The sequence below is a fragment of the Oceanisphaera submarina genome (genome assembly GCF_046521305.1).
Classification (GTDB): Bacteria; Pseudomonadota; Gammaproteobacteria; order Enterobacterales; family Aeromonadaceae; genus Oceanimonas; species Oceanimonas submarina.
The window spans coordinates 130,955-143,851 of the sequence record NZ_JBKGFN010000004.1; the positions used below are offsets into that span (position 1 = coordinate 130,955).

Annotated in this window: 11 protein-coding genes; 2 read left to right on the plus strand and 9 right to left on the minus strand. The window is 59.1% G+C overall.

The features are described from left to right. Positions 1 to 8: 8 nt before the first annotated feature. From ACLEIV_RS05950 to ACLEIV_RS05960, 3 genes are all read right to left on the minus strand, one after another. A complete protein-coding gene (locus ACLEIV_RS05950; protein ID WP_410455743.1) occupies positions 9 to 695 on the minus strand; it encodes a PspA/IM30 family protein in 687 nt (228 codons plus the stop codon). Next, positions 692 to 1,093, minus strand: a complete 402-nt coding sequence (locus ACLEIV_RS05955; protein WP_410455744.1) for a YjfI family protein — start codon at positions 1,091 to 1,093, stop codon at positions 692 to 694. The genes ACLEIV_RS05950 and ACLEIV_RS05955 overlap by 4 nt, the downstream gene beginning before the upstream one ends. Positions 1,094 to 1,307: 214 nt before the next feature. Further along, positions 1,308 to 2,870, minus strand: a complete 1,563-nt coding sequence (locus ACLEIV_RS05960) for a BCCT family transporter (RefSeq protein ID WP_410455745.1) — start codon at positions 2,868 to 2,870, stop codon at positions 1,308 to 1,310. A 177-nt stretch (positions 2,871 to 3,047) separates the two neighbouring features. Here ACLEIV_RS05960 and ACLEIV_RS05965 point away from each other — a divergent pair, with 177 nt between their 5' ends. Together ACLEIV_RS05965 and ACLEIV_RS05970 are read left to right on the plus strand one after the other, a co-directional pair. Further along, positions 3,048 to 3,785 carry an endonuclease/exonuclease/phosphatase family protein gene (locus tag ACLEIV_RS05965; RefSeq protein WP_410455746.1) on the plus strand — a complete coding sequence of 246 codons (738 nt, stop codon included), beginning with the start codon at positions 3,048 to 3,050 and terminating at the stop codon, positions 3,783 to 3,785. 177 nt (positions 3,786 to 3,962) lie between these two features. Beyond that, on the plus strand, positions 3,963 to 6,275 hold the full coding sequence (locus tag ACLEIV_RS05970) for a putative bifunctional diguanylate cyclase/phosphodiesterase (RefSeq protein WP_410455747.1): 2,313 nt from the start codon (positions 3,963 to 3,965) through the stop codon (positions 6,273 to 6,275). Between the two features lie 76 nt (positions 6,276 to 6,351). Here the strand turns inward: ACLEIV_RS05970 and ACLEIV_RS05975 are convergent, their stop codons facing one another. The 6 genes from ACLEIV_RS05975 to ACLEIV_RS06000 all read right to left on the minus strand — a co-directional run bounded on the left by ACLEIV_RS05975 (position 6,352) and on the right by ACLEIV_RS06000 (position 12,723). Beyond that, entirely contained in the window at positions 6,352 to 7,587 is a 1,236-nt protein-coding gene (locus tag ACLEIV_RS05975) for a glycosyltransferase (protein ID WP_410455748.1), read from the minus strand. 306 nt (positions 7,588 to 7,893) lie between these two features. Further along, complete coding sequence (locus ACLEIV_RS05980) at positions 7,894 to 9,321, minus strand: mannose-1-phosphate guanylyltransferase/mannose-6-phosphate isomerase (protein ID WP_410455749.1); 1,428 nt, start codon at positions 9,319 to 9,321, stop codon at positions 7,894 to 7,896. A 47-nt stretch (positions 9,322 to 9,368) separates the two neighbouring features. Then, a complete protein-coding gene (locus ACLEIV_RS05985) occupies positions 9,369 to 10,052 on the minus strand; it encodes a pseudouridine synthase (RefSeq protein ID WP_410455750.1) in 684 nt (227 codons plus the stop codon). Positions 10,053 to 10,135: 83 nt separating this feature from the next. After that, entirely contained in the window at positions 10,136 to 10,558 is a 423-nt protein-coding gene (locus ACLEIV_RS05990; protein WP_410455751.1) for a GNAT family N-acetyltransferase, read from the minus strand. A 147-nt stretch (positions 10,559 to 10,705) separates the two neighbouring features. Next, positions 10,706 to 11,794, minus strand: coding sequence for an NADH:flavin oxidoreductase/NADH oxidase (locus ACLEIV_RS05995; RefSeq protein ID WP_410455752.1), 1,089 nt, complete (start codon positions 11,792 to 11,794; stop codon positions 10,706 to 10,708). After that, complete coding sequence (locus ACLEIV_RS06000; protein ID WP_410455753.1) at positions 11,794 to 12,723, minus strand: DMT family transporter; 930 nt, start codon at positions 12,721 to 12,723, stop codon at positions 11,794 to 11,796. Before ACLEIV_RS06000 ends, ACLEIV_RS05995 begins: the two co-directional genes overlap by 1 nt. Between the last annotated feature and the right edge of the window lie 174 nt (positions 12,724 to 12,897).

Below are 12,897 nucleotides of genomic sequence, written 5' to 3' on the forward strand. Positions count from 1 at the left end.
TGTACCCATTATTTGCCCAGAATACGGGCCAGCTCATCTTCGGCGCCGGCTGACTGGCTGCCGGTAATACCGGCAGACTTCAGCTTCTGCTCCAGGGCGTCACCGCTCTCGCTGGCGGCCCGTTCGGCGGCCACGTCCAGCTCGGCCTGGCGCTGGGTCTGCTTTTGCTTGATGCGATCCAGTGACTCCACCGCCGTTGTCATCTTGGTGTTGGCACCGCTGTGGCGGGACGACACCGCGGCCTGGGCCTTCTGCACGCTTTCGGTGGCCTTGACCATATCCAGTTGCTGTTCCAGCTGGCGCAGCCGGCTCTTGGCGGTGGTGATGTTGTTTTTCAGGCTCAGCTCGGAGGTGGCATACTGGTCGACGTAGCTCTGCTCGCCGTCTTGCTCGCCTTTCAGCTCGGCCACTCGCTGGGCACATTCCAGCGCCAGTTCCTTGTTGTCTTTGGTCATGGCGGCCCGGGCGTGGGCTTCATATTCCGCTATGCTGGCGCCGATGGCGTCCACCTTCTGTTTGGCCAGCTTGCGCTTGGCCATGATGCCGGTCAGGGCTTCGTCGGAGCGGCGCAGCTCCTGTTTGGCTTCGCGAATTTCCTGCTCCAGAATGCGCAGCGCCTGACTGTCGGCCACGGCTTCGGCGGCTTCATTGGCGCCACCCTTGATGGCGGTGACCAGTTTTTTCCATACGCTCATGCGGTGACTCCTTGCAGATGATCCTGATACAGGTCGAGAAAGGCTTCGGTATTGCGGAACAGGGTTTCTACCTCGATCAGCACGCTTTCTTCCTTCGAGCTGGCCGAGAGGGAGCCGAAGGCGATGTAATAGTCGTCACCATTGATCTTGCTGATGCCGACCGTGGTCAGCGGAAACAGCTGATGGGTACGCAATACGGTATCGTTCAGCCCGGCGCTGTCGGTGACCTGCGCGGCGGGAAACAGCAGGGTTTCGACGATGATCTGTTCACCGGCAACCGCCAGATAGGCTTCCAGCCCTTCGGTATTGGTGATCAGCAACGAGTCGTTTTCGAGTTTGCTCTGCCAGCCTTCGCGGCCGGAAAGCAAACCGTGCAGCTGTGCTAAAGTCCAGGACATGCGGGTACTCCAGTGTTGGTAGGAATAATATGAATGGGCAGTAACTCAAGACAAGATAGAACAGAGTTGGTTCCAAAGACCACCTTATCATGATGTCCGGTGATCTTGTCAGGGAGATATGACCGATCAGGTCGTCATTGGTCGTCACGCGCGAGGAGGATGCAAGGGGGAGTAAGCCCGATGACAACGATGCTTGTTGTCATCGGGCGGCGGATCAAGGCGTGGTCTTGGTGAGCTCTTCGCTACGCAGCTTGTGGGTGACGATACCCTGCTCATAGGCCATGGCGTGGGCCATCCTGGGCCCGGTCCATATTACCGGCAACAGCAGCAGCGACACCGGGGCCGCGGTGATCACGATGAAGGACTGGAGGGCGTTGATGCCGCCTTCGCCCATTCTCAGTAATACCGCAGCCACCATACCCATGGTCAGAGCCCAGAAGATGCGGTCCCGGGTGCGGGGCGTGTGATCGCCGCTGATGGCCATGGCGATGGAATAGGCCATGGAGTCACCGGTGGTCGCCACGAAGATCACCGTCAGCACCAGAAAGGCTGGCACCATCAGTGCGGCCAGGGGCAATTGCTGGGTGACCGCCAGCAGGGCTGCCGGCAAGCCACCGTCCTGCAAGGGGCCGGAAACCACGCCGGGCAGGGCCTGTTCATAGAAGATGCCGGCGCCACCCAGGCTGGCAAACCAGAAGTTGGTGACCAGCGGGGCCATGATGGCGACGGCCATCACCAGCTCGCGCAGGGTACGACCGCGCGAGATGCGGGCGATAAACAGCGCCATCATGGGGCCATAGCCGATAAACCAGCCCCAGAAGAACAGGGTCCACCAGCCCAGCCAGGCATCGTCCTGCCGGTTGAGCGCCATCGGCATGAAGTCCTGCAGATACACACCCATGCCGTTGAGGAAGGAGTCGACGATAAAGCTGCCGGGGCCGGCCAGCAGTATGGTGGCCAGCAATATCACCGCCAGCACCACGTTGGCGCTGGACAGCCACTGAATGCCCTTTTCAATGCCGGTAGAGGCAGACAGGGTATAAATCGCGACCAGGCCGCCCAGTATGGCCAGTTGCAAGGTGTAGTTGTTTTCCCAGCCCAGCAGCGATTCGAAGCTGAAACCCAGCTGGGTGGCGAGGAAGCCGATGGGACCTATGGTGCCCGCGGCCACCGCGATAATGGACACCACGTCGGCCAGGGTGCCCAGCCAGTGGGTTTCGATACGCTCACCCATCAGCGGATAGAGCAGGGTACGCGGCCGCATGGCCAGCCCCTTGTGATAGTGGGCATAGACCACGACCACCGCCGACAGGGTGCCGAGAGAGGCCCAGGCCAGAAAGCCCCAGTGCAGGAAGGTCTGGGCCAGCGCCGCGGATACCGCCGACACGCCGGATTCGGCATCCGCGAAGTTCGGCGGTGTAGTGATGTAGTGGTACATGGGCTCGGCCGCCGACCAGAAGACACCGCCACCGGCCAGCAGGGTACACATGATCACCGCCAGCCAGCGAAAGGTGGAGCTGTCGGGACGCACATTGCCTCCCAGGCGAATATCTCCGTAGCGGGTAAAGCCCAGCACCAGGGCCACTATGAGGTTGGCCAGCATCCAGACCTGCCACAGAGGACCAAACAGATCGACCACCCAGGCGAAGCTGAGATTGATCCAGTGAGTCATTTGTTGCAGGTCGAAAAGGGCGAGTACGACGAAGAGGAGCAGGAAGCCGCCGCTGAGGCTGGCGACGAGACGGCGTTCGGAAGTTCGGGATTCAGGAGGTTTCATCAATTCACTTTGTTCAATGCATGAACGCGCCAATGGTACACATACAGCACTAAAAAGTGAAATTTGGCCATAAATAGGCCAAAAATGGTGTATTTCAAGCGTAAAGCAGAGGGATGATTTGTAGCCCCTTCTGCTAAGATGGAATGACATTGTTCCGTCAAGGCAGGATGTTCGAATATGCTTCGGCCCCGAGTAACGCCGCATCAGCTTGTTCATCAGCACCAGCCGCTGGATGGCGGCATGCTGGGTGTGATGTGCTGGAACACCCAGAAGCTGACCCTGAGCCCCGAGTTTCGGCTGTGTCTGAGCCAGTTGCTGGCGCGGTTTCCTACCCGGCTGCTGCTGTTGCAGGAAGCGAAACTGGCCCTGAGCCATCGTCTGCAGCTGGACGGCTGGTCTTATGCGGTTTCCCCCAATATTCAGACGCCGTTTCATCTGTTCGGGGTGCTGACCGCCGGTCAGTGTGCCTTCGACGACATTACCGCTTTGCTCAGTCACAACCGGGAGCTGCGGTTCGCCACCCATAAAAGCCAGATCCTCACCCATCATCCCCTGAGCGGCGGAGACACCCTGCTGGTGGCCAACATTCATGCCATCAATTTTGTGCGCCACGGGCACTTTCATCATGAAATTGCCGTGCTCAGGCAGGTATTGTTGCAGCACCAGGGGCCTCTGATTGTGGCCGGCGACTTCAATGTGTGGAGCCGCTCGCGGCGCCTTTATCTGGCCCAGTTTTGCCGGGCAATGGGGCTGAAACAGGCGGTAATGGAAGAGGCGCAGCACATCAAGAGTTATCTGCGCCAGCCGCTGGACTTTATCTTCTACCGGGATCTGATCCTGCACTCCGCCACCGCCATCAACACCCCCACGGTATCGGACCACAACCCCATTTACGCGCAATTTTCGTTGAGCTGAGTGCACCAGCCGGAAGGATGCAAGGCTGTGACTTATCTGGTGGCTTCCTGAGAGGCAACGGTTGACTGATCTGGATCAATGCAAGTTGCCGGAGAATATGCTCACATGCTCGGCCGTCATTTTTCATAATTGGCATCATTCCGCACTGTATCGTCCAGGACCCAGGGGGCCCTTTTTTTGATTATCCATCTTGTTCAAAATGCGGCCTTGCTGCTGTCGTTGTGCTGGCTGCAATCGCTCAATCATCGTTTCTGGGACAGAAACGACAGCGTCGGCTCCCTGGTGTCCGGCCTGCTGTACGGTCTGACCTGCGTGATTGGCATGATGATAGCCATTGAGCCGGAAACGGGGCTGATATTCGATGCCCGCAGCGTGGTGCTGAGCATGGCCGCTCTGTTTGGTGGCCCTCTGATTGCCGGTATTGCCGGCCTGATCGCCGGCAGCTATCGTATCTGGCTGGGTGGGGCCGGCATGTGGGGAGGCCTGGGCGTTACCACTCTGTCTGTGCTGCTGGCATTGGGATACCGTTATTTGCACCGGCGCGGCAAGGTCGACAAGCGACCCTGGACCCTGCTTTTCTTCGGCCTGATCCTGCATAGCCTGGTGCTGTTGCTGCTTTTCATGCTGTCCGAGCCCAATACTACGGTCATGGTATTGCAAGCCGGCCTGTCGATGCTGCTGGTGATGCCTTTTGCCACCGTCTGGCTGGGCTGGATGCTTGGAGATATAGCGCAGCGGGGTCGTGACGAACGGGAGCTACGCATCGCCGCTACCGCTTTCGAGGCCCAACAGGGGATGATGATTACCGACCGAAACAGCCGCATTCTTCGGGTCAACCAGGCATTCAGTGCCATCACCGGTTACAGTGACGATGAAGTTGTGGACGGACGAGCCAGCCTGCTCAGTTCAGGGCGCCATGACGCGGCCTTTTATCAGAGGATGTGGCAGCAACTGACGGTAACAGACCGCTGGCAGGGAGAAATCTGGAACCGGCGCAAGAACGGTGAGATATATCCCGAATGGCTGTCGATCAGCGCGGTTCGCAACCCTAAAGGGCAGCTCACCCATTATGTGGCATCGATGGACGATATCACGGATCGCAAGGCCGCAGAGGCACGTATCCGGCACCTCGCCTTTTTCGATGCACTGACCGGTCTGCCCAATCGCAGCCTGTTGCTCGACCGGGTGCAGCATGCCATGAACACGAGCATTCAAAGCAACACCTATACCGCCTTGTTATTTCTCGACCTTGACGACTTCAAGAGTATCAACGACCTGCATGGTCACCACACGGGCGATCAGTTGCTGTGTCTGGTCGCCGAGCGTCTCGGCGATACCGTGCGCCCCAGCGATACGGTGGCACGCCTGGGTGCCGACGAGTTTGTGGTGATGATTGAGGGCCTGGCCGGAGAATACCAGCATGCCGCCAACCGGGCCGAACAGTACGGCATGCAGCTGCAGACCAGGTTGGGCGAGCCGTTTCGGATAGCGCAACTCGAGTTTCACCGCAGCGCCAGCATTGGCATCACCCTGTTCAACGACGCTGGCTGCCTGACCGACGAATTGATACAGCAGGCCGGAATGGCCATGCATCAGGCCAAAGCGTCGGGCCGGTATGCCATGCGGTTCTTCGATCCCGCCATGCAGGAGGCGGTCACTTCGCGCCTACTGTTGGAAGAAGATATTTGTCGTGGGTTGCAGGCCGAGGAATTTATTCCCTTCCTGCAGCCACAGCTGGATGAGTCCGCTCGGGTGATTGGTGCCGAGGTATTGGCTCGCTGGCAGCACCCACAACGCGGGCTGCTTGGGCCGGGCGTGTTTATCGAGGTGGCCGAACGGGCCGGATTGGTCGAACAGATTGATGTGCAGATGCTGCACCAGGCCTGTCATCAGCTGGCATTGTGGCGAAAGTCGCCAGCCACCGCCTCACTCAGCCTGGCCGTCAACCTCAGTGCCCGGCTGCTGTATCAGCCCGATTTCGTCGACAGACTGCTCCGGTTACTGCAGCAGAGCGGAGCAAATCCGCATCGACTGAAGCTGGAGCTGACCGAAACCATGCTGCTCGACGACATGCCGGCGGCCATTGCCTGCATGCACAAACTCAGAGGTCATGGCATCCGGTTCTCGATAGACGACTTCGGCACCGGTTATTCTTCGCTGGCCTACCTGCAGAAGCTACCGCTGGATCAGTTGAAAATCGACCAGTCCTTTGTGCGCGAGCTATCAGAGAATGGCAACAGCCTGGCGATTATCAAGGCCATCTGTGCGCTGGCCGGCAGCCTGCAGCTGGAGGTGATTGCCGAAGGAGTGGAGACGGACGAACAACACAAACGACTGTGGGATGTGGGATGCCGGCACTTTCAGGGTTACCTGTTTGGCCGGCCCATGTCGCTGGAGAAGTTTGAGCGGCTGCTGACGACGGCAGGGGCGGAAAACACAGAAGCCGGGCGGTTAGCGCAGATCGAGACCTCAGGCCCTGTACCTGAATAGCCGCAGGGTACTGCTGCCTCATATGGTGTCCATGTTTCTGGTCGAGCTGGCATTCATGGTTCGGGTCGTCACTGGCTCAGCCCTTGGTAGTGCCGGCGTTCTTGGCGGCAATCCACTGGGACATGTATTTGGTACTCATCATGCTGTGGTGGCGGAGCATGCTGCCGGTGAAGTTGTGCAGCCGGTGCTGGTCCGGGTTAGCCAGTATGGCCCGAATGCGTTCGATCAGCTGCTCGCCCAATCTCTGCCCGTCATAACGGCCGTGCAGCAACTCGGTACCCTGCCGTTGCGCGGCCTGCCAGGCCTGCGGGTCTTTGTATAATGCCACTGCCGCCGCCGCGAATGCCTCGGCATCGTCGGCGATCATGCCCGGCCAAGGCGCAGAGCCGTGCATGCCTTCGCTGCCAATCGGGGTGGTGATGCTCGGCGTCTGCATGATCATGGCATCCAGCAGCTTGCCCTTGATGCCGGCGCCGAAACGCAGCGGGGCCAGGCAAATGCGGGCCTGCTCCATCACCTCGAAGGCATCCATCGCCCAGCCCTTGATCAGAAAGCCGGTTTTGGGGTTGTGCAGCGCCGTTGCCTTGGGTGGCGGATAGGAGCCGTAGATGTGCAGTTCGGCCTCGGGCAGCTGCTTGCGGATCAGCGGCCAGATCTGCTGCAGATACAACACGGCGTCCCAGTTGGGGGCATGGCGAAAATTGCCTATGGTCATGAAGTGTTTGCGGCTCGCGTAATCGGCGGTGTGAGCCGGAAGCGCCTGCAGATTGACCATGAAGGGCAGCTGATGCAGCAGGCGGCCGTCCACCTTGAAGGCATCGACCAACAGCTCCATTTCAAAGCTGGAGATGATCAGCGACAGGTCGCTGCGCAAGATGGCGGCAATTTCCCGCCGGGCGATGTCATTGAACAGATCGGCGGTGGTCATGTCCCTGTCAGCCTTGTGGGCCTGATGACGGGCATGGCGCAGGCACTGCAGATCTTCGGTATCCAGTATTCTCAGTGCCCGAGGGCAGTTTTTCTCGACCCGCCAGCCGAACTGCTCTTCCATCATGAAACGATCGAACATGACGATATCCGGCGCAAATCCGGCGACATAGGCATCGAAACTGTCGCAATTGAGCGTTATGCTCCGGCTGGAAATACCTTCCGCGGCCAGATCGACCATGTGCTCGGTACGCTGGGCGGGCGTGGCAAATTCCACCAGCCAGCCCTGCTGCTTGTACAGCCGCAGAATGGACAGCATGTGGCTGCCGGCGGCGGAGGAATTGGGCTCGGGCCAGACATAGCCAATCACCAGTACTTTTTTCATGTCACTTTTTCCTGTCGTCACCTGATGAAGGTGTTCGGATTTATCACTGTGCTGTGTTCTGTTGTAGTCAAAGAGGAAACAGGGTTGTCTCCTCCGACAAGCTTCGGTGCAATGTCACTTACCAATCCCTTTGTCCTCCTTGATGCCGAGGAGTCGCCTGTTGGCACTGTCTGCAGGCAACTCGGTGCATCAGAAGAGGAAACAGAGATTGCCTCTTCTTAACGTCTAAACCACCTGCTGGCGCAACAAACAGGCAACGGCGGAGCGGGCCCTTTGGCCGACTGCTCGCCTTTGCTTGACTCTCACTCAACCCCTACCGTAGTGGTCTTCAAAGCGGACTATGTCGTCTTCTCCCAGATAGGTGCCGGACTGCACCTCTATCAGCTCCAGCGGTATCTTGCCCGGATTTTCCAGCGCATGTCGCTGTCCCAGTGGAATGTACAGCGACTGATTTTCGGTCAGCAGCCGGATCTGCTCGCCCAGAGTCACCCGGGCGGTGCCGCTGACCACCACCCAGTGCTCGGCCCTGTGATGATGCATCTGCAATGACAGGCGGGCGCCGGGGTTAACGGTAATCCGTTTGACCTGGTAACGGGGGCCGCTGTCGATGGCATCGAACTTGCCCCAGGGGCGATAGCATTCGCGGTGGATGATGTGTTCTCTGCGGCCCTGAGCCTCGAGTTGTTCCACCAGCCGCTTTATATCCTGCTCTTTATCCTTGTGGGCGACCAGCACAGCGTCTTTGGTTTCGACTATCACCAGATCCCTGACCCCCAGGGCGGCGACCAGGCGACTTTCGGCATGGATCAGACAGTTTTCGGCCTGCTCGGTCAGCACGTCGCCGCGTAGAGTGTTGCCCCGATCATCCTGCCCTTGCTGCTCCGCCAACGCCGACCAGGAGCCCACGTCACTCCAGCCCGCCGCCAGCGGTACCATGGCGGCGGCGGTGGTGTGTTCCATCACTCCATAGTCGACCGAAATATCGGGGCAGGAGGCAAAGGCCCCGGCGTCGAGCCGGATGAAGTCGAGATCCCGCTCGCTGCCGGCCAGCGTCGCCCGGCAGGCGGCCAGCACCTCGGGCTGAAAGCGTGCCAGCTCCTGCAGGTAGCGTTTGGCCTGAAACAGGAAGATGCCGCTGTTCCAGTCATAACCGCCGGCCGCCAGATAGGTCTCGGCTCTTGCCCGGTCCGGTTTTTCTACAAACTGCGCCACCTCGAAGCCGTTTGTGCCCTCAACGGCCGGCCCCCGTCGCAGGTAGCCATAACCGGTTTCCGCACGGGTAGGTGGAATGCCGAAGGTCACCAGCTTGCCCATTCGAGCCAGGGGCAGAGCGGCGTTCACGGCGGCATGAAAGGCCGTCACATCGTCAATGGCATGGTCGGCAGGCAGCGCCAGCAGCATGGCGTCTTCTGCTTGTTGACCGGCGCTGTGTGCGGAAGCATAAAGCGCGGCCAGGGCAATGGCCGGCGCCGTGTTGCGACCTGCCGGCTCCAGCATAATCTGCGCCTGCAGACCGGGTAGCTGGCGTACCTGCTCGGCGGCCAGAAAACGATGCTGTTCGTTGCAGATCAACAGGGGCGGCGCCGATGTCAGCCCCTCCAGCCGCATGAGGGTGTCCTGCAGCATCGACAGGGATTCATCCAGCAGCGGCAGAAACTGCTTGGGATGCTGCCGGCGCGACAGCGGCCACAGGCGGGAGCCATGGCCGCCGGCCATGATAACGGGAAACAGCATGGATTTATCCTTCTGCCGGGGCGGCGGGACTTGGACTTGAGCCTGGTTCAAAAGCTGAAAACCTCATCGGCCGAGAGGTGACGCCACTGGCCCGATGGCACATCCAGACGAACACCCCCGATTTGCTCCCGGTGCAGCTTGACCACCCGGTTGCCGACGGCGGCAAACATGCGCTTGACCTGATGAAACCGGCCCTCGGTGATGGTGAGCAGCACCTCTCTGGGGGCGACCGGCTCAAGCCTGGCCGGCAGGGTAGGTGCGCTCTCACCTTGCAACAGTAGGCCCTGTGCAAAGCGCTCGGCCACCTCTTCTGCCAGCGGGTCGCGCAGGCCGACCCGGTACACTTTTTCACATTGTTGCTGCGGCCGTATGATATTGAACGACCAGCGACCGTCGTCGGTGAGTAGCACCAGGCCGGTGGTGTCCGCATCCAGGCGGCCGACGATATGCAGATCATCGGCCCGGTCGATATCCAACCGATGAAACAGCGACGGATAGGCGCCGTCCACGTTCGAGCACAGGGTGCCGGGCGGCTTGTGCATCATGAGGTAGCGGGAGGGGCGGGCAATGAGCCGCTGCCCTGCCAGGGTAATGCAGTTGTTTTCATGCACCTGGGTCGCCTCATCGGTTATCGCCTCACCGTTGACGAGGACCTCGCCGGCCTGGATGGTGCGCCGGGCCTCGGTTCGGCTCAGATCTGTACTCTTGCAGATGAATTTATCGAGGCGCATGGCAGATCCGGTGATGGCAAAGGCCGCCATTATCGCACAGACGACATCGAAAACGATGTCACTTCATCCATCACCCTGGCCGTTCAGGCTAATGATTTTTCCATGGCCAGATGCGGAATACCGGCATCCATGAACGTTTCGCCGAAGGGGGTGAAGCCCAGCTTGGCATAGAAGTCGATGGCGTGTGTCTGCGCGCCCAGGTACACCCGCGGATAACCCAGGCGTGCCGCCTCTTCAATCAGCGCCAGTACTACCCCGGCACCCAGACCCCGGCCACGATGATCGCGCAAAATCGCGATGCGACCGATATGACCATCGTCCAGCATGCGGCCTGTGCCCACATGCACTCCGTTCACCACGACCAGCGCATGTAGTGCCAAACCGTCCAGACCATCGAATTCCAGTGCGGGATTTATGTTCTGCTCCTCGATAAAGACGGCGTCGCGAATGGCACGGATATGTGGCTGGTTTTCGCTGTCGAAGGCGACGATCTTCAGGTCTGGCATGGTAATTCCTTGTAATGAAATAGGTTGAACACTCGGGGTGATATTGCTGACAGGTACAGCGCCATGTCAATTCGATACCTGTCTTATCACCGCGAGTAAATGGGCCGGATGGGGCAACCGGCCCTTTTTTTATGTATTCAGCTATTCTCAACCGACAAAAAACGCATTTTGTACCGGCATAATGGTTTTGGTGTCCACGCCCAGGGTCCGGGCCGCATGGAAGGGCCAGTAAGGATCGCGCAGCATCTCACGGCCGAGCAGCACCAGATCGGCCTGACCAGAGGCGATGATGCTTTCCGCCTGCTCCGCTTCGGTCACGGCGCCGACCGCCATGGTCTTGACGGCTGCCCCCTCCCGGATGCCGGCGGCCAGCTCTATCTGGTCGGCGTTGCGGCTGCCCAATGAACTGCGTGAAGCAGGGCTGGCGCCGCCCGCACTGCAGTCGACAATATCGACACCCAGTTCCTTGAGCCATTTCGCCATTTGAATGTTGTCCTGAACGGTTAACCCCTGGTCATCCCAGTCGGCGGCGGAAAGCCGGACCGCCAGTGGCAGATGTTCCGGCCAGACATCCCTGATCTTCTTCGTGGTTTCCAGCAGCATCCGGGCCCTGTTTTCAAGGCTGCCCCCATATTCATCCTGGCGGTTATTGGCCAGCGGCGTAAAGAAGCTGTGCAGCAAATAACCATGGGCCGCATGGATCTCCAGCAGTTTGTAGCCTGCCCGCAAAGAACGCCGAGCGGCGGCGACGAAGTCGGCCTGGGTCTGCTTTATGTCGGCGTGGGTCATCATGCGCGGTGTTTTCCAGAGGCGGATGCCGTCGCTGTCGAACGGCTCACTGCCCGGAGCCATGATGTCGTAACCACCTTCTTCGTTGCTCAGGTGATGTCCACCTTCCCAGGGGCGCGCGGCGCTGCCCTTGCGGCCTGCATGGGCTATCTGGATGCCGGGTACGGCGCCTTGTTGCTCGATAAAACGGGTGATGGGGATCAGTGCTTCCACTTGCTCATCGTTCCAGATGCCGGCACAGCCCGGAGTGATACGTCCCTCGGGGGTGACGGCGGTGGCCTCCGACATGATCAGGCCCGCACCGCCCACGGCCCGGGAGCCCAGGTGGACCAGGTGCCAGTCGGTCGCGACACCTTCGACAGAGCTGTATTGGCACATGGCAGAAACTCCGATGCGGTTTCTGAAGGTCACGTCTTTTATGGTTAAGGTTGAAAAGAGTCGGGACATTATTGTTCCTCCGGTGTGAGTTTTTTGCTGTGTATGGGGTGGGCTGCTGTTTTGTGAGTCTTTTGATTGATCAACATGACGGCGATAAATATCAGCCCGGTCGCTGCATATTCGATGGCACCGATATTTTCATCCATCAGCATCGAGCCGATCAGGAGGGCAACCACGGGGGGGATATAGGTCACCGAAGACGTGGAGACGGCGCCCCACTTCCCTATCAGGTAGTAGTAGATGAGATAGGCCAGACCCGTACCCAGCAGGCCCAGTCCCAGGATGACGCCGGTCGCCGCATGCAGATCATGGGTGATGTGTGCAATGCCCTGGTAGTCGGTGAAGATGGACAGAAGCATCAGGCTTAATCCGAGCTGGTAGGTGGTGAGCGCCGCACTGGATATGTTTAACGGCATGATGAATTTTTTGGCATAGATGAAAGAAGCGCCAACGCTTAACGACCCCAGGATCATATAGACGACTCCTTCTATATTGGTGTCGGCCACGTCACCCGAGAAGGGGCGGGCAATCAGGATCACCCCGGAAAACCCCACCAGCAGGCCCAGCACCCGTTTGATGGAAACCTGTTCGTCGACAAGCAGAAGTATGGCCATCAGCAGGGAAAAAATGGGGATGGTGCCGCTGAGGGCGCCGGCCACGCCGGAGGGCAGCAGGGAGGTACCCTTGGCAAAACCATAGTAATAGACCAGGGTCGCCAGCAGAGACATAACGAAAAAGTGCCCGCTATGTCTCAGGTGGGCGAGTTTCAATGCTCCCTTGAAGTAGGCATATATAGCGAGGGGCAAAAAGCCGGACGCCACCCTCAGCAGCACGATTTGAGCGGGCGAGATCAGCTCGGCCGCCAGTTTCATATAAACAAAGTTGCTGCCCCAGATCATCCCCAGAGCCAGAAAAGCCGTAACAGGAAGATATTTCATGTCGTATCTCCATCTTTTCATTCCGGTGTGACATCGCTGTATTGTGGCGATTTACGCTGCCACGACAAACGATTTAACCTGCCACATAAAATAGATTATCTATTTCATACGGGGGTATCATGTATCCAGCGTGGTGACACCGTGTGTGTTCGGAAGCGTGTTTTCTGAAGCGGC